This window comes from Peribacillus frigoritolerans, from assembly GCF_030676415.1.
Lineage (GTDB): Bacteria > Bacillota > Bacilli > Bacillales > DSM-1321 > Peribacillus > Peribacillus frigoritolerans_A.
The window spans coordinates 22,719-39,095 of record NZ_JAUUTW010000001.1 but is presented as its reverse complement, the minus strand read 5'-3'; the positions used below and the strand labels follow the sequence as shown (position 1 = coordinate 39,095).

The 16,377-nt window shown below is 40.6% G+C and carries 18 protein-coding genes; 2 read left to right on the top strand and 16 right to left on the bottom strand.

From position 1 onward, the window contains the following. Window positions 1-16 precede the first annotated feature (16 nt). The 3 genes from Q8G36_RS00205 to ssb all read right to left on the bottom strand — a co-directional run bounded on the left by Q8G36_RS00205 (window position 17) and on the right by ssb (window position 2,874). Window positions 17-985 carry an ABC transporter ATP-binding protein gene (locus Q8G36_RS00205; protein WP_305158438.1) on the bottom strand — a complete coding sequence of 323 codons (969 nt, stop codon included), beginning with the start codon at window positions 983-985 and terminating at the stop codon, window positions 17-19. Next, a complete protein-coding gene (locus Q8G36_RS00200) occupies window positions 966-1,970 on the bottom strand; it encodes an ABC transporter ATP-binding protein (protein ID WP_305158437.1) in 1,005 nt (334 codons plus the stop codon). The genes Q8G36_RS00205 and Q8G36_RS00200 overlap by 20 nt, the downstream gene beginning before the upstream one ends. Window positions 1,971-2,511: 541 nt before the next feature. Further along, window positions 2,512-2,874 (bottom strand): single-stranded DNA-binding protein, encoded by a 363-nt coding sequence (gene ssb / locus Q8G36_RS00195; RefSeq protein ID WP_305158436.1) that lies wholly within the window; start codon window positions 2,872-2,874, stop codon window positions 2,512-2,514. Between the two features lie 355 nt (window positions 2,875-3,229). Here ssb and Q8G36_RS00190 point away from each other — a divergent pair, with 355 nt between their 5' ends. Continuing rightward, on the top strand, window positions 3,230-3,664 hold the full coding sequence (locus Q8G36_RS00190; protein WP_305158435.1) for a YwpF family protein: 435 nt from the start codon (window positions 3,230-3,232) through the stop codon (window positions 3,662-3,664). 116 nt (window positions 3,665-3,780) lie between these two features. On the opposite strand, the gene Q8G36_RS00185 is transcribed toward Q8G36_RS00190, so the two are convergent. The 8 genes from Q8G36_RS00185 to Q8G36_RS00150 all read right to left on the bottom strand — a co-directional run bounded on the left by Q8G36_RS00185 (window position 3,781) and on the right by Q8G36_RS00150 (window position 10,377). Further along, entirely contained in the window at window positions 3,781-4,062 is a 282-nt protein-coding gene (locus Q8G36_RS00185) for a hypothetical protein (protein WP_305158434.1), read from the bottom strand. A gap of 289 nt (window positions 4,063-4,351) precedes the next feature. Beyond that, window positions 4,352-4,780 (bottom strand): 3-hydroxyacyl-ACP dehydratase FabZ, encoded by a 429-nt coding sequence (fabZ, locus tag Q8G36_RS00180; RefSeq protein ID WP_034315755.1) that lies wholly within the window; start codon window positions 4,778-4,780, stop codon window positions 4,352-4,354. A gap of 128 nt (window positions 4,781-4,908) precedes the next feature. Next, window positions 4,909-5,163, bottom strand: a complete 255-nt coding sequence (locus Q8G36_RS00175) for a DNA-directed RNA polymerase subunit beta (RefSeq protein WP_305158433.1) — start codon at window positions 5,161-5,163, stop codon at window positions 4,909-4,911. 168 nt (window positions 5,164-5,331) lie between these two features. Then, complete coding sequence (locus tag Q8G36_RS00170; RefSeq protein WP_305158432.1) at window positions 5,332-6,174, bottom strand: flagellar hook-basal body protein; 843 nt, start codon at window positions 6,172-6,174, stop codon at window positions 5,332-5,334. Window positions 6,175-6,223: 49 nt separating this feature from the next. Next, window positions 6,224-7,063 (bottom strand): flagellar hook-basal body protein, encoded by an 840-nt coding sequence (locus tag Q8G36_RS00165; RefSeq protein ID WP_305158431.1) that lies wholly within the window; start codon window positions 7,061-7,063, stop codon window positions 6,224-6,226. Window positions 7,064-7,340: 277 nt separating this feature from the next. After that, window positions 7,341-8,342, bottom strand: coding sequence for a rod shape-determining protein (locus tag Q8G36_RS00160; RefSeq protein ID WP_305158430.1), 1,002 nt, complete (start codon window positions 8,340-8,342; stop codon window positions 7,341-7,343). 310 nt (window positions 8,343-8,652) lie between these two features. After that, a complete protein-coding gene (gene spoIIID, locus Q8G36_RS00155) occupies window positions 8,653-8,925 on the bottom strand; it encodes a sporulation transcriptional regulator SpoIIID (RefSeq protein WP_034315767.1) in 273 nt (90 codons plus the stop codon). 435 nt (window positions 8,926-9,360) lie between these two features. Then, window positions 9,361-10,377: a peptidoglycan DD-metalloendopeptidase family protein gene (locus tag Q8G36_RS00150; RefSeq protein ID WP_305158429.1), complete on the bottom strand. Its 1,017-nt coding sequence runs from the start codon at window positions 10,375-10,377 to the stop codon at window positions 9,361-9,363. Between the two features lie 152 nt (window positions 10,378-10,529). On the opposite strand from Q8G36_RS00150, the gene Q8G36_RS00145 reads away from it, so the two are divergent. Then, window positions 10,530-10,955, top strand: coding sequence for a VanZ family protein (locus tag Q8G36_RS00145; RefSeq protein ID WP_305158428.1), 426 nt, complete (start codon window positions 10,530-10,532; stop codon window positions 10,953-10,955). A 20-nt stretch (window positions 10,956-10,975) separates the two neighbouring features. On the opposite strand, the gene spoIID is transcribed toward Q8G36_RS00145, so the two are convergent. From spoIID to nuoN, 5 genes are all read right to left on the bottom strand, one after another. After that, window positions 10,976-12,013 (bottom strand): stage II sporulation protein D, encoded by a 1,038-nt coding sequence (gene spoIID, locus Q8G36_RS00140; RefSeq protein WP_305158427.1) that lies wholly within the window; start codon window positions 12,011-12,013, stop codon window positions 10,976-10,978. A 201-nt stretch (window positions 12,014-12,214) separates the two neighbouring features. Further along, a complete protein-coding gene (gene murA, locus Q8G36_RS00135; RefSeq protein WP_034315774.1) occupies window positions 12,215-13,516 on the bottom strand; it encodes a UDP-N-acetylglucosamine 1-carboxyvinyltransferase in 1,302 nt (433 codons plus the stop codon). 32 nt (window positions 13,517-13,548) lie between these two features. Beyond that, the gene (locus tag Q8G36_RS00130; RefSeq protein ID WP_305158426.1) at window positions 13,549-14,298 is read right to left on the bottom strand and encodes a YwmB family TATA-box binding protein; all 750 of its coding nucleotides are present in this window, start codon (window positions 14,296-14,298) and stop codon (window positions 13,549-13,551) included. Between the two features lie 158 nt (window positions 14,299-14,456). Then, a complete protein-coding gene (locus Q8G36_RS00125) occupies window positions 14,457-14,699 on the bottom strand; it encodes a DUF1146 family protein (protein WP_034315776.1) in 243 nt (80 codons plus the stop codon). 149 nt (window positions 14,700-14,848) lie between these two features. Then, on the bottom strand, window positions 14,849-16,375 hold the full coding sequence (gene nuoN, locus Q8G36_RS00120) for an NADH-quinone oxidoreductase subunit NuoN (protein WP_305158425.1): 1,527 nt from the start codon (window positions 16,373-16,375) through the stop codon (window positions 14,849-14,851). Window positions 16,376-16,377: the final 2 nt, after the last annotated feature.

Here is a 16,377-nt window from a genome sequence, read left to right as displayed (position 1 = left end):
TTATGTATACGTCGTGTCAATTGTATAGATGACAAGCAACGTAGTGACCAGGTTTATGTTCATTCAGGATTGGCTTTTCCTTATTGCATTCTGCCATCGCCTTCGGACACCTCGTATGGAATGGACAGCCGCTGGGCGGGTTTGATGGACTTGGAACATCTCCCTGCAGGATTACCCTATCCCCCTTGTATTCCACATCCGGGATGGGCACGGCTGATAATAAAGCCTGCGTATATGGGTGAAGAGGATCTTCATAAAGTCCTTCACTTTCCGTCAATTCAACTATATGTCCAAGATACATGACACCGACACGGTCGGAGATATGCCTTACCACTCCAAGATCATGGGCAATGAACAAGTAGGTCAAATCAAAATCTTCCTGCAAATCCTGCAACAGATTCAAGACCTGGGCCTGGATCGACACATCCAGTGCAGATACCGGCTCATCGGCAATGATCAGTTTGGGGTTGACTGCAAGTGCCCTCGCGATGCCAATACGCTGCCGCTGGCCCCCACTGAATTGATGCGGATACCTTTTAGCATGGTAACTGCTTAAGCCAACAACCTTAAGAAGTTCCTGTACACGGGCCTTACGCGCCTTTTTATCTTTAACCCCATGAACGATGAGCGGTTCTTCCAATATTTTTTCAATAGTATGCCTGGGATTGAGGGAAGCGAATGGGTCCTGGAAGACCATCTGCATTTCACGGCGCATCTTTCTCATTTCACTGGAAGATAAAGCTGTCAAGTCCTTTCCTTCGAAATAAACATTACCCTCACTCGGCTCAAGCAATCGAAGCAATAATCTTCCCGTCGTCGACTTTCCGCAACCGCTTTCACCGACAAGTCCTAAGGTTTCCCCTTTATAAATGGAAAAAGACAAACCATCAACTGCCTTGACCTCTCCAATTGTCTTGCCTAGAACCCCTCCTTTAATCGGAAAATGCTTCTTTAGGTTTTCTACCTTAACCAATGTTTGATTCATGAAAGGCAGCTCCTTTCCCATCTTCATACAGCCAGCAGCGAACATGCTGACCCTCTTCGAATTTCAATAGAGACGGGGTCTCATTTATGCATTGCTCCATGGCATGGGAGCACCGAGGGGCAAACTGGCATCCTAGGTTGCTTGTCCCAGGTTTTGGCACATTACCCGGTATCGAGTAAAGGCGATCTTTCTTTATTCGCATATCGGGAATCGACTGAAGTAAACCGACCGTATAAGGATGCTTAGGGTTTTGGAAAATCGTTTGCACATTTCCTTCCTCTATCACCTTGCCGGCATACATGACAATGACACGTTCACACATTTGCGCCACTACCCCAAGATCATGGGTAATCATCATGATTGCCGTGTCTGTTTCTTTATTTAAATTCTTCATTAACTCTAGGATTTGCGCCTGGATCGTCACATCCAAAGCCGTTGTCGGTTCATCGGCTATAAGGAGTTTCGGCTCACAAATCATGGCCATTGCTATCATGACCCTTTGTCTCATTCCACCTGAAAGCTGATGCGGATATTCTTTGAGCAATTCCTCGGCACGGCCAAGCCCAACCAGCTTCAACATTTCCACCGCTCTATGTCGGGCCTGTTTTTTGTTCCATTTTTTATGTATCCGAAGCGTCTCGACCAACTGCTCGCCAATGGTGAACACAGGATTCAAGCTTGTCATCGGTTCCTGAAATATCATCGCTATATCATTCCCGCGAATTTTTCTCATTTTCGCTTCAGAGGCATTTGCGATGTTCTCTCCTTTAAAAAGGATTTCCCCCTCCACCTTACCAGCCGGTGAAGAAACCAGACCCATGATGGACAGAGAAGTTACGCTTTTTCCGCATCCCGATTCTCCTACAATCCCTAAAACCTCACCAGGATTGACATGAAAATCGATTGAATTCACGACAGGGATCACCCCATCGTCAGTACGAAAACTGGTTCGCAGCCCATTCACCTTAATAATTGGTTCGTCCATCAAATCACTTCCTAATATATAACTTTTTTTCCAATTATATTATTGGGTTTATTATTGCATCAAAATTAAAATATTACAATATATTTTCTAAAAATTCTAATTTAACAGAATTATTTTTTTATTTTTTCTATTTACACACATTTTGGCACAAAAAAAGACTGCTTATTTGCAGTCATTACAAGGGGGAAATCAGATAACTCGATTTTGTTGAGGGTAAATCGGGGGTTCCAGCGGGGAAGAAGCTTTATTAGCTCTGGGGAATGAATGGATGAAAAATAAATTCTATATACTACTGTCAGGTTTCACTAAATATTTCTGAAATTTTGTGCATTTTTTTTCATTATGGTCATATAAATATTTTTTTGTGTTTCCAATTGAGTAAGCATCAAATTATCGGTCCTAATATTCATTATTACAAGTTTTCATGGGTCTTCACCACATGACGGAAAAAATCACTTAGGTTTTTCCACTCTTAACATTTTCTTAAAAACAATCTTGTTCCGTCCTTAGGGAAGCTATCATGCCCACCCTCCACGTAACACTATAAACCAATATGTTCAAATTCCTGAGGCTTAACATCATTTTGTTTAGACCCAATGAATTGAACCCTCTCGGCGACCACTTCAGTTACATATACATATTTACCCTCCTGATTTTCGTATCTCCTTGTTTGTATTCTGCCAGTTATGCCGATTATGGCACCTTTTTTACAATATTGAGCAGTATTTTCAGCCGACTTTTTCCATATGATACACTGTACAAAGTCTGCCTCATAGTTACCGACAGTATTACGGAAGTTCCGGTTGACTGCTAACGTGATATTGGAAACAGCCTTGCCATCGGGTGTGTATCTTAATTCGGGATCCTTCGTAAGCCTGCCGACGAGGGTAACTTGATTAATCATTTTTTCACTCCTTCCTCTTTAATATGCTTTAATCATACTCTTTCTTCCATTGATTAAAAAATGGAGGAAATGGTCTTTTTACCTCATTTTTCTTCATAAAAAACCGTTTGGATTGATGCAAAATCATTTTTTATTGATTAAAATCAGGTGAAAAACGAATAGTTAACAAAATTAAATATTTTGCAAATTTATATCCTATCCTTCATAATTTAGACAAATGTTGGGTTTTCATTTCATTAAGGGACTTTTTTTTAGTATGATATAATTACCTTTAAAAGGATTAATCGATATGTACCAAAATTTACGTTAAAGAGAGGTAATTACCGCTCTTTCTTGCAAGAAACGGAGGAATTAGATGAAATCATTTAAATTGATCTCGTTGCAAATTGTAACTGAAAATTTTAACTTGATTGATATTGTATTAACAGATGGATTGATTATAAATAAAGAAAACGACGCTAGATCGTGGTTACTGGAAGCCTTTGTAGAAGAAAATCATTTCAAAGAGCTTGAACCTTCACTTCCCGATATAAACGGAGAGGTGTATATCCAGGCCGTCATTACCAACAAGGATAATGAACCGGCTTTGTTTCACACTGTACTACGCACAATAAGAAAAGTCGGCAGCCATTATAGCCTTCTATTCGTTGGTCACATCCAAAAAACACGGAGCAAATATGCCGAACTCCTTCTTGAAGATTTGGTCCAAAAGGGTCTCGTCGGCGATGAACTAATAAATGAGTTCAAGCAAAAAATCCGCTCAAAGCCTAAATTAGCAACCAATAAATAAAAACCCTTCCCTTAATTCCCATCCCCTAATCGAATGCACATAAAAAAGACTGACTTAGACGAATAAGGATAGTAATCCTCTTCTTGCCTAAGCCAGTCTTTGTCATTCTGTGCTACTTACTTATTGTTGTCGTCATTTTTATCAGCGTCTTCAATCAAGTCATCGGCATCATTATCGACGTTATTATCGTCGTTTTCAAGCAATCCATCATCATTACCGTTCATGCCGTTATCATCCGTGCCGTTGTTATCATTTTTACCGTTGTTATCATCTTCAATGATGTTGTTATCTTCTTCTGGTGCGGGATTGTTGTTGTCATCATTATCCGTTCCACATCCAGCAAGGAACATAATAGATAATAAAGATCCCCCAATTAGTGCAAAAATTTTCTTCATCATTTTTGGCAACCTCCCTTCTTTCTTTATCATTAGCTATTTTGCCCGAATGTGAAAATAACTTGCGTCCTATTTTAAATTTAAAAAGAAAATCTGCTAATTGGAATTTAATCATTAAAAAATGCCGGACATAAAAATGTCCGGCATTCAAAGGGAGAATAGAAAGTTCTAAAAACCGCTCTTGCTTTAAAAAGCAATGCAGTGCTTTATATACACCGCTTCACGATTCATTAAACCATTTTTCGGAAAATGCAGTTAAAATATCCTATTTCCCCTTCACTGAAAATGAATCTTATTTGTCACCAAAAGCAAACATGATATCGGCTTCACATGCTGTTTCTCCATCTACCGTTGCCACTGCTTTCCCTTTACCCATTGACCCTCTCATACGCACTATTTCCACTTCCAGACGCAGCTGATCACCTGGTTTAACTTGCTTTTTAAAGCGGCAATTATCAATCCCAGCAAAAAATGCAAGCCGCCCTTTGTATTCTTCTTGTTTCAAAACGGCTACAGCGCCAACTTGTGCTAATGCCTCTACAATTAAAACTCCAGGCATAACTGGATAATCGGGGAAATGACCATTAAAGAATTCTTCATTTGCTGAGACATTCTTCAATCCAACCGCTCTTTTCCCTTCATCTATTTCTATGATCCGGTCGACTAATAAAAATGGGTAACGATGCGGGATAATTTCCTTTATTTGTGTGATATCAAGCATACTTGTTCCTCCTATGACTTAAATATTTCAAACATAACGTAAATTCGCCCCTGTCATGTAGACAGAGGCGTAGTTGCCATGTAATATAAATCCGCTAACGACAGCAACTACTTCAAAAAAACATGGAACTACGCGCCCTTGTTCACTATATCAATAATATGGGTCCATGTGGATTTTTGGAAAACATCCATTGCATGTCCTCCACCAATCACACTATATCCTAATAGTGCCCCGGATAATACAGCAATGAAAATCAATCCGATAACAATGAGTAAACGAAGCCAAATGGGCAAAAGACGGACCTTGATTCTACGATTCGGTTTCGCCTCAACTTCCTGTATCTCTTCTTCAATTTGTTGTCTCATTACACGATTTTGTTCCATATAGAATGTGAAAGCTCCTTTTAAGAAAACTCGCCGACTGATTTTCCCTATACACCAGAAATTCAGCAGCTATGCAAAATGATCGGCACGAATGATTCTCTTTGTTATGAATTCATTATAACCGATTTGCTCTAATTCCGCAGGGAGACATTTTATTTACCAGATACCTTAACGGATTCCATTGACTAATCCGCTCATTTGATCAGCCATCGTTACCGCCCGGGATTGAAATTGGTAAGACCGCTGAACATTGATTAGATCCGTCATTTCTTTGGAAAGTTCGACATTTGAGGACTCCAGAGTGCCTTGACGGACTGCTGCCTGGTTGCGGGAATCCTCTGTTAATGCAGTCATGATATCGTCTTCAGCAACACCCAAGGCATTGAAGTTTTTGCGCAGGCCAAGTAAATTTCCGCCTAGCCGGTCAAGAAATTGTGGTTTCTTGACCGAGACAATTCCGAGCCCAAAACTCTTTTCGCCATAATCTTCTGTATCCACTATCAATAAGCCATTTTCCAAAATCTTAATGTCTTTAATATTTCCCTCTATGAGGATCGGTTCACCATTTTCATCAAGGACTTTATGTCCAGCAGAGGTAACGAGCATCATTTGGTCGTTAGCATTAGGAGATAAATAAAAGGCCCCATCCCTTGTAAGCCTTGTATTGACCCCATTATCGTCCTGAACGCTTACAGTGAAGAATAGGTCGTCCCGGGTGAATGCAGCATCAAGGTTGCGGTCCGTAGTCTTTAACGCTCCCTGTGAAAGCACCAATTGAGATTGGCTTATCATAGCACCTGTTCCTTGCCGGATGCCAGGTGTGGTCAATCTTCCTCTTTCCCTGGTCTCACTCGGTTGATTATTGAAACTCTGTGTCAATAAGTCATTGAAACTCGTTTGGGTCTTTTTGTAGGCAGTCGTGTCCGCATTCGCGATATTATTACTTATTAGATCGATTTTACTTTGAAGTTGGTTCAGCGTATTCGTCGCCGTCATCATCGTCCGATTCATGGTTTTTCCCCTTACATGTTCAAATTTCCGAATTTCACCTACTGTTCAATTAAAGCCTGCCAACTTCATTGACCGCTTTATCCAAACTTTTATCATAGGCTTGAAGAACCTTCTGACTCGCTTCAAAAGAGCGGTATGCCGACATCATTTCTGTCATCGTTCTCGATTGGTCAACATTAGAGCCTTCAAGAAAGCCTTGCTTAGTAGAAAAACCGACATCTGCAGCCGCGTATGCGCTAGGTAAATCCCCATCATTCACAGCCTTGTATAGGCCTTCCCCATCCTTGATGAGCTGTAATGACGGATCATCCGAATAACCGATGCCCATACGTGCGGTTTGAACATTTCCTTCTAAAATAACACCTTTTTCCGCTACTGTGAACTGATCGCTATCAAGCTGGATCTTTTCATTATTTTCGTTCAATACATAATGACCGGAAGGTGTAGTCAGATAACCTTGCCCATCCAGGGTGAAACTGCCGTTACGCGTATAACGGATAGCTCCATCACCATCATGGACAGTAAAAAACACCGACCCTGGCCGACCCGTTCCTTCATTGATCGGAAGGTTTTCATCAACCAAGGAAATATCCGTATTAAGCTGTGTTTCCTCCAATGTACCCTGGGTAAATAAAGAATTCGCCTCCTGTACGTAAACACCCGTACTGAGCCCCCCAACCTGGGATAATCCAGGCATGTGCAATTTGTTCTCCGTAGGAACCGTTTTACCACCCATGTTGCTTATGAGCATTTCCGGAAAAGACCTTACACTCATTTGATCCGCTTTATACCCTGTTGTATTCGCATTGGACATATTGTTTGTGAGCAATTCTGTGCGCCTTTGCTGTGTAAGCATCCCGGAAGCAGCCGTATAAAAACCTCTTAACATTTTCTTCACTCCTCAATCTACATAACTTATCCCGTTCAATCTCATATCTATCTTATCGGTCATGAACATAAGTATCTTAAGGAAAAGGAAAAGCATTAGGCAGAAGAATTTGTCTATATCGTAGGCTAGGTCAGATTTAAAGGAATGGTGTTAAATTCTCGACTAAAAGAAGAGGGCCTATTGCTCATCAGTAATAGAACTGCACGCACTTTCACTATGCCTCACGTTTGTCTGAACCTTAGACCCCTATCTTATGATGCGGATTTCCATCCGCTTTTTAGTTGAATTTGTGCCGTGGCAATTTATCCATATTATCAAGCATGATACCGGTTCCGATTGCTACACAATCCATTGGCTGCTCGGCAACGAGTACTGGGACCTTAAGTTCTTCAGCAAGGAGTAAATCAATCCCGTGAAGCAATGCTCCCCCACCAGTTAAAATGACGCCGCGGTCGATGATATCAGCAGAAAGTTCTGGCGGCGTCCGCTCAAGTACGCTTTTTGCAGCTTGTACAATGATGGAAACCTGCTCGCGAAGAGCTTCCTCAATTTCTTTCGAATTGACCGAAATGGTTCTAGGCAATCCCGATACCATATCGCGCCCACGGATATCGATGACTTCATTACGAGATCCAGGGAAGACGGTTGCAACCTGGATTTTAATGTTTTCCGCTGTCCGTTCACCAATCAGGAGCTTATACTTCCGCTTGACATAATGTAAAATCTCATTATCGAATTTGTCACCGGCCATTTTAATAGAAGAAGATGTAACGATATCCCCCATTGAAAGAACGGCAATATCCGTTGTACCCCCGCCAATGTCTACGACCATATTGCCGCTTGGTTGAAAAATATCCATACCGGCACCGATTGCAGCCACTTTTGGTTCTTCTTCAAGGAATACTTTCTTCCCGCCGCTTTTTTCAGCAGCTTCTTTAATCGCCTTTTGTTCGACACTTGTTATGTTGGTCGGGCAGCAGATTAAAATTCTAGGCTTTGAAAGGAAGCCTTTCACATTCAATGTATTGATAAAATGCTTAAGCATCGATTCTGTAACATCAAAATCCGCAATGACACCGTCTTTTAAAGGACGGATTGCGATGATGTTTCCTGGAGTACGGCCTACCATTTTACGAGCTTCTTCCCCGACGGCAAGAACACGGTTCGTATTCTTATCAATCGCAACTACCGAAGGCTCATTTAACACAATTCCTTTACCTTTGACATGTATAAGAACATTGGCTGTTCCAAGATCTATCCCAATATCTCTAGCAAACATTTCTTAAATCCTCCTTGAATATCCTCACATATAACCTACTTCTGTCCTAATTGTTTATTTTACCATATTGCATTGACACAAGTAAGTATGAATTATAAATAAACACTAATATAGACTATTATTTCCTATTTTGACAAAATGTAAAAAAAATCGATGCCTATAGTACTACATTTCCGTATTTCCCCATAAAAAAATCCCGGCATGGAACCGCAATCAAGGTTAAGAATAAAGCTGACACTCACTTTCATGTCCCCTTATTCATTCCCCGATTGCCCGATTTACTTCCAATTGCCGGAATGATTAAAAAGTATCATTTAACGATTTCTTCTTCTCTTTCAGAACGTTTATATTTTAATTTTGTCGCTTCTCCACCTCTAAGGTGACGAATGGATTTATGATAATCCAATATATCCTTCACTTCGTTAGCCAAATCAGGATTAATTTCTGGCAGCCTCTCAGTTAAGTCTTTATGCACCGTGCTTTTAGAGACTCCGAACTCTTTTGCAATGACGCGGACTGTTTTTCTAGTTTCCACGATATACTTTCCTATCTTGATAGTTCTTTCTTTGATGTAATCGTGCACACCACTCGACCTCCCCAAATTGGATGTGAGAAGTGTGAAATGAGATTCGTATTTTTCGAATCGAATACCGCTGCCCTATAAACAATGAAAGATAGAATTATTCACCTATTAGATAATTTGTAATAAACGATTCCTCACCTCAAACACTCTCTTTGCATGGTTTATAACATCTTATTAGCTTGGTTAAGAATATATGCCTAATGGGACAGGAGGTTTGGATTTATTTCTGATTTTCATCTATTTATTTTCATAAAGCGCAAATTATTTCCCGAGAAATTTGTCAGAAATTCAAAGGTTTCAGCATATTGGCCAATATTTCCTCGAAAGAAAAAAAGGAAGCCGTTCAAAGTGAACGGCTTCCTTTTACCAAATTTTCAGTTGTTGTCATTCGTAACGATCTAGGTTTTTGTTTTGATTTTATTAAAAATCTTAATCTTAATTAGATTGATTTAACGAATCTTTTAAGGAATCGCTTTCTTCAGTTGTATCTTCACCAGGGACAGAGCCTTCCTCATCAGTGCCACTCTCTAAATCAGTGCTCTCGTCAGTTTCGTCAACTGCAGGTGCTTCTTCCGTGCCAGTTTCAGATTCTTCGACTGCAGGCGTTTCTTCTTTATCAGCTTCAGATCCTTCAACTGCAGGTGTTTCTTCTTTATCAGCTTCAGACCCTTCGACTGCAGGTGTTTCTCCTTTATCAGCTTCAGACCCTTCGACTGCAGGTGTTTCTTCTTTATTAGCTGAATCTTCAAGTTCACTTCCTTCGGCATCAGTTGCCGATTGAATCGCAGAAGCTTGTTTATCAACGAAATCAAGTGGGTTTAACGCAATGTTATCTTTTCTGATTTCGAAGTGTACATGTACGCCAGCCTCTTCATTGATTTGGCTTTTTCCAGCTGTAGCAATTGCTTGTCCTTGTTTCACTTTGTCACCGACTGCAACCTTAATGTCTTTAACAGATTGATAACGAGTAACGACGCCATCTTCATGCTCTACTTCAACTAAATTTCCAAGTAACGCATCGTCTTGAACTTTCGTTACATTTCCACTTAAGGAAGCTTTTACATCGAAAGACTTTCCATCTTCCATTGCAATGTCTATACCTTTGTTTTGCTCATATCTATTGTTGTAGAAAACCAATGCTTCTTCTTGTGCCTTTTCATCCGCATTCACATCATAAAACTGTTTCTTGATAACCGATTTGTCTGCATCGGCTACAGGCATCTTGATTGTCTCAAGATTGCTATTAACCTCTACAGAAGGCTGATCATAGTTTTTTCCTGTTTCAGCCGATTCCTCTTTGCCATCTTTAGCTGAATCATCAAAACTATTTTGTAATAAGAAGGCCGCGGCTAAGATTATGGCTGCACTTGCGATATAGATTGCTGATAATGCCCAACGTTGTTTTAGTATACGTCGGATTGTGGAAGTTGGTTTCTTTTCTTCCTCTCTCATATTAATCACCTCAGCAATCATTCTGAACATTTTGTTAAGATTATATACATTCAGGAAAAAAAAATTTTAGATTTATTTTGTGGAAATGAAACCGATTTTATTCGTAGAATGGTAAAATGTTTGGTATCTTACTGTTGAAGGATGTTTAAATCATGAAAAAAGCTTTTAAACTTGTGTTAACGTTATTGCCTTTTCTATATATGATTGCCATTTGGATAATGTCGAGTAACCCTGATGATATGATTCTTGATCTTCCCTCATCTTCAATTGACCGATTTATCAAAGAGGCACTTCATCTCGTCGAATTTGCCCTTTTGTATATATTATTAGTTTCGGCACTTGCTGCTAATCAAAAACTGCAACCTGGTTTAAGCCTGTTGGCGGCCCTTGTAGCTTGCCTTTACGGAGTTATTGATGAATACCACCAATCTTTCATCCCATACCGCTCCTCTACCTTAATAGATGTCATTAAAGATATCATTGGGGTAGCTGCAGTCTATTTTCATGTTCAATATCATTATTTCAAGCGTGAACGGGGCTTTTTGACGATTATAGAAAAATTAAACGAAAAAAAATGAGAGATGGGAATCCCCATCTCTCATTTTTTTGCCGTCATCGTATTCAGCCACTTACTTGAAGACTGAACTTTGACGCCTTTATAATAATATTTCACGATGTCTTCATAGGTTTTCCCTTCCCTGGCCATGCCATTTGCACCGTATTGGCTCATTCCAACTCCGTGTCCAGACCCTTTTGTCGTGATGACAATCTGGTTGCCTTGACGCTCCCAGTCAAAATCGGATGATGTCAGCCCGAGCTTCTCACGAATCTGTTTTCCTGTCATTTTCTTTCCTCCGATTTCCACTACACCTACGCGATTACCCGATGTTCTTTCAATGACAGTCCCTATTGATGTTCCCGAAGAAAGACTTACTCCCAGTTTTTTTTCAAAATCTGCAGTATCTACTACAACTTTATTATAAAATTTTGGTGATTCTTCTTTATCCCACGGACTGGATACACTTTTTAAATAGGGGAAATCAGCTTGCCAATAGTCCTCGGAATTCTCCGTATAGCCATTGCTGGTCGAAAAAAAAGTGGCAGTAATCGGTTTTCCTTCATAGGTTAAGATTTGACCCGCCGTTTCCTTTATAGCCTTGTTGATTTTTTGCATCTTCGATTTATAATCAGAGCCCCACTGTTTTTTCAGCTCATCATTATTCTTATAAACTTGGTGCATGACCGTATCGCTTACATCGGCACCATCCGGCAAGCCTAATCGACTTTCGCTTATGAGCTGATTGACAATATAGGTCCTCGCTGTCAATGCTTGTGCCTTCAGCGCTTCTTCTTCAAAGTCAGCTGGCATTTCAGCTGCAACCACACCAATCAAGTACGATTCAATCGGCAGTTTTTCAATCTTTTTTGCAGATGTGCGGTAAACGGCAACTTCTACGGAACTCATTTCATTTGCAGCTACCTCTTTACCCTCATTCTTCACTTTCTTTTCTAATTGTTCGGTTAACTGCCCACTTGTCTTATCATTTGAAAATGGAAGCACAAGCACTGCTGGAATCATGATAATTACGAATGCTACTGCTATGAATAGTACGATCATCGGTTTGAATGCTTTCAAATTCCTGAGCCTCCCTACACTTGTTTTCTCTGCCGTATAATCGTATCAGCAGGTATCTTTACATAACAAATGTATGTCGAAGGACAAGCTTTTATGAATAGAAAAACGACAACTATTTAACTGTAGGAGATGAACCCGGAACAAGACAAAAAAACCATTCACGGTTCAATGACTCGAACGTGAATGGTTTTATAAGCTAACTTATGCGTTTAAATCTGCAATTTTTTTAGTTTCAGCAGGTACATCTTCGTTAATACGTTCCACATCAGCACCTAGAGATGCCAATTTACCATGGAAATTCACGTACCCTCTGTCAAGATGCTTCAATTCTGTAACACGAGTAATGCCATCTGCAACCAATCCAGTCAGGATGAGCGCTGCCGCGGCACGTAAATCTGTTGCAGCTACTTCAGCACCTTGAATGTTAGTTGGTCCATTAACGATAACGGAACGACCTTCTATTTTAATATTGGCATTCATGCGACGGAATTCCTCAACATGCATAAAACGGTTTTCGAAAACGGTCTCCGTAATCATACTTGTTCCTTCAGCACGCAATAATAATGCCATCATTTGTGATTGCATATCAGTCGGGAAACCAGGATGCGGCATTGTTTTGATATCAATGGCCTTCAAGGTTTTTGGACCGATAACGCGTAATCCATCTTCTTCTTCAAGAATTTTAACGCCCATTTCCTCCATTTTAGCAATAAGGGAAGTAAGGTGTTCAGGTACAGCTCCTTGAACAAGAACATTGCCGCCAGTAAGAGCGGCCGCAGTCATGAATGTACCAGCTTCGATACGGTCAGGTATAATCGTATGTTCAGTGCCATATAATTTATCGACACCTTCGATTCTCATCGTACCAGTACCGGCACCTCTGACTTTGGCACCCATTTTATTAAGGAGATTCGCAAGATCTACAATTTCAGGCTCTTTGGCCACATTTTCAAGAATAGTTATACCTTCAGCAAGTGTTGCTGCCATCATGATGTTTTCAGTGGCACCCACACTCGGGAAGTCAAGATACACTCTTGCACCCTTAAGTCTGCCTTCTACCTCGGCATCAATGAAACCATTGCCGACCTTCACTTTTGCTCCCATCGCTTCAAAGCCCTTTAAATGCTGGTCGATAGGACGTGATCCGATGGCACAGCCACCAGGAAGAGCAACGCGGGCCCGGCCATTCCTTGCTAATAATGAGCCCATCACTAAAACGGAAGCTCTCATTTTACGTACATATTCAAATGGTGCTTCTTCTAATAACTCTCTTGATGCATCTACAGTTACTTGATTGTCATGAAAGGCAACATCTGCATTTAAGTTGCGCAATACTTCATTGATTGTATATACATCGGAGAGCGTAGGAACATCTTTAATGATACTTTTCCCATCACTTGCTAATAATGTTGCAGCGATAACTGGCAAAACGGCGTTTTTAGCACCTTCTACTTTAACTGTCCCGCTAAGCCTTTTTCCGCCGCGGACGATGATTTTTTCCAAAAGTATTCCCCTCCGCGTCCATTTTCTCTATATTAATATTCAAACGTTATGATTGGTGTGCCAACTACAAAGTTCGTTCGGTCACCCAATCCTTCTGTCCGTAGCCCAAACTGCAAATTTAATTTTTCTTTTGTCAAAGGTTGTTTAAACAATGTTGAATGTGCAGATATAGATGTAAAGTTTGTTTCATGCACACTCTCAATTTCCCTTGCTTGGAACATATCTAACAGGTCTTCAGTTTTAGAGTTTAAAACCGAATCCATATTATCATTGATAGACCCTTTAATACAAGAAAAAATTGAAGGAGTCCCTATAAATAGGTCATTCACCCTGTTTTGGAACGTAGCAGTAAAAAATGCCGCATTGGCTTTCTTCCACTTTTCCCCCTTCACTTCGTAAATGACATAGGTAACTTTATCAAATTTCTCTTCCGTTGTCATTATTTTGATAGACTCGGTCAGACCTGAATCGACATTGTAAGTTAACGCCTCAGCCTTCCAGCCGGAAGCATCATCTTTCCGGTGCCATTGAAATTGAGGGTATTTTCGTTTTAAAGCTGTAACTTCGCTTTCAAACTCTTGTTTAGTTGTAATCTCTTTATTTATTTCTCTAGTGAGTACAGACCAATCCCCTATGTCTAAATCTTTATCATCTTGTAACAGTCCCACCAATTTAACTATATCTGGTTTACTTTCTGCCACAATCGTACTATTCCCAATTAAAATCACCATCAAACCAAGAAATACTATGTATGTTAACATTTTTTTATTTAAAAAATACATGTTAAATCCCTCCCCTTTTACACATTCTTTCCATAAGGAGAGAGATCATACTTCGAGTTTTCCGACAATTGGTGACACCTTCCCCTTAAACTGGCAGGAAGCAAAAGCGAATACAAGAGTAGAATCATATTTTGCTATAAGAAAAGTCTTACAGCTTATCAGTCATTACTAAACATATACGGGAGTTGGTTTGCAAATCCCAGGTAGTCAAGGAAGAAATTACTTACAACTGAACCGATGGCAACCGTTAATAAAATATATAAAACCCTGGCCTTGATGACCGAATTGGATCTTAACATTTTATCAAAATGTAATGCCTGTAAAGCCCACCAGGTAACTGCGATGAAAAACAAGTGTGCAATAATTCCCGTTAAAGCCTGCTGTCCCATTGCTGAAAACATGTACATACCTCCTAAAAGACACCCAAATTCTATTCTAACACAAAACCCCTTCATATTTGGAATTTAAAAGGAAGAATTACAAAATATCTTTTTAAAACTGTAAATAGAGGCTTGATCCAATGGAACAAGCCTCTGATACAGGCATTATATCATTTACTCGAAATAAAGTCTGTGAATTCGCCAAATTGATCATGAATAAAATCAAAGGCAATATTTGGCGCCACCCCGAAAAGTATGGTGCCTATTACGCAAAAGATCAACACGGTGTAAAGACCCGGACGAATTTCAATGGCCTTCTCTGAATGAATGGGCCGGAAAAAGACCTGCACCAATAATCCGAAATAATACACATAGGACACAATGGTACCTGCAATCATGATTCCCGCAAGGACAAAATGTCCAGGCTCCGTTATGAATGTTCCAAGAAAGATATTGAGTTTGCCAATGAAACCCGTCGTCCCGGGAATTCCTGCAAGCGATAGGATAAATACGGTGAATGCCATAGCAAGATACGGTGATTTCCTCCCCAGTCCTGCAAGAATGCTAATATCTTCTGACCCACTTTGGCTGGAGAGCAGCTGAATGACTGCAAATACACCGATATTCATTAATACATAAGCCATTAGGTAAAACCAGACAGTATCCAGCAGGAAATATCCCCCGCCCAATGTTGCCACCGCTACAAGCAGGTAACCCGCATGAGCGATGCTTGAATAGGCGAACAATCGTTTTAAATTTTGCTGCCTTAACGCAACCACATTTCCAATGATGATCGTCAGCCCCGCCAATGAAGCTATATAGATATTATTTTTTTCCAAAAATTCGAGCGCTCCGAACGTATCACCGGAAGCTGTTAGGAACAACGAGAGAAAAATGCGCAGGATGATGACGAAACCCGCCATTTTCGAAATTACACTCAAGAAGGCTGCGACCGGTGTCGGTGCCCCCTCATAGACATCCGGTGCCCACATATGAAATGGTGCCGCAGCTATCTTGAAGGATACACCGACAAATACCATGAAGAAAGCGAGTCCCATAATGTATTGCAGCTGGCCGTCCGTCATCGCAGCCATCGTCCGGCTCATTTCACCTAGATTGACGGAACCGGTCACTCCATATAAATAGCTCATCCCGAATAAAGTGAACGCTGTGGAAATGCCGCCGTTTATCACATACTTCATGGACGCTTCGTTGGACTTCCGATCATGCTTGCGTATTCCGACTAATATATAAGATGAAATTGAAAGAAGTTCCAGTCCAACGAACAGCGTTATCAAATCACCGCTTGAGGACATGACCATCGCTCCAAGCAAAGCGGTCAGGAACAGATAATAAAATTCCCCCCGGTGCTCCTTCAGCCCCTCTTGCGGTTCATATCCTTCAGCCAGAAGGATGATTAGGGCCGCTCCGAATAACAGTAGCAGCTTAAAAGCTTTTGCAAATGAATCTAAACGAAACGTATCGGATAAGATACTGACTGTCTCAAAGGATAGCAGGCTAATCAGTGACAAACATGCCAAAATGATTCCGGTTAGCGCGAGCCATGCCAGTTTTCTCCGATTAAAGTGCTTCGGCCAGAATAAATCCAATATCGAAAGAATCATGGTCGTTCCAAGGATGATGAATTCCGGCATCATCGCTCCCCAATCATAAGAAAGCATCGTGTTCCAATCCATCC

What these genes read in the sequence shown, in the direction of transcription:
- Q8G36_RS00205 (WP_305158438.1), bottom strand. Translation starts at nt 985, where the DNA reads ATGAATCAAACATTGGTTAAGGTAGAAAACCTAAAGAAGCATTTTCCG.
- Q8G36_RS00200 (WP_305158437.1), bottom strand. Translation starts at nt 1,970, where the DNA reads ATGGACGAACCAATTATTAAGGTGAATGGGCTGCGAACCAGTTTTCGT.
- ssb (WP_305158436.1), bottom strand. Translation starts at nt 2,874, where the DNA reads ATGATTAATCAAGTTACCCTCGTCGGCAGGCTTACGAAGGATCCCGAA.
- Q8G36_RS00190 (WP_305158435.1), top strand. Translation starts at nt 3,230, where the DNA reads ATGAAATCATTTAAATTGATCTCGTTGCAAATTGTAACTGAAAATTTT.
- Q8G36_RS00185 (WP_305158434.1), bottom strand. Translation starts at nt 4,062, where the DNA reads ATGATGAAGAAAATTTTTGCACTAATTGGGGGATCTTTATTATCTATT.
- fabZ (WP_034315755.1), bottom strand. Translation starts at nt 4,780, where the DNA reads ATGCTTGATATCACACAAATAAAGGAAATTATCCCGCATCGTTACCCA.
- Q8G36_RS00175 (WP_305158433.1), bottom strand. Translation starts at nt 5,163, where the DNA reads ATGGAACAAAATCGTGTAATGAGACAACAAATTGAAGAAGAGATACAG.
- Q8G36_RS00170 (WP_305158432.1), bottom strand. Translation starts at nt 6,174, where the DNA reads ATGAATCGGACGATGATGACGGCGACGAATACGCTGAACCAACTTCAA.
- Q8G36_RS00165 (WP_305158431.1), bottom strand. Translation starts at nt 7,063, where the DNA reads ATGTTAAGAGGTTTTTATACGGCTGCTTCCGGGATGCTTACACAGCAA.
- Q8G36_RS00160 (WP_305158430.1), bottom strand. Translation starts at nt 8,342, where the DNA reads ATGTTTGCTAGAGATATTGGGATAGATCTTGGAACAGCCAATGTTCTT.
- Q8G36_RS00150 (WP_305158429.1), bottom strand. Translation starts at nt 10,377, where the DNA reads ATGAGAGAGGAAGAAAAGAAACCAACTTCCACAATCCGACGTATACTA.
- Q8G36_RS00145 (WP_305158428.1), top strand. Translation starts at nt 10,530, where the DNA reads ATGAAAAAAGCTTTTAAACTTGTGTTAACGTTATTGCCTTTTCTATAT.
- Q8G36_RS00130 (WP_305158426.1), bottom strand. Translation starts at nt 14,298, where the DNA reads ATGTATTTTTTAAATAAAAAAATGTTAACATACATAGTATTTCTTGGT.
- Q8G36_RS00125 (WP_034315776.1), bottom strand. Translation starts at nt 14,699, where the DNA reads ATGTTTTCAGCAATGGGACAGCAGGCTTTAACGGGAATTATTGCACAC.
- nuoN (WP_305158425.1), bottom strand. Translation starts at nt 16,375, where the DNA reads ATGGATTGGAACACGATGCTTTCTTATGATTGGGGAGCGATGATGCCG.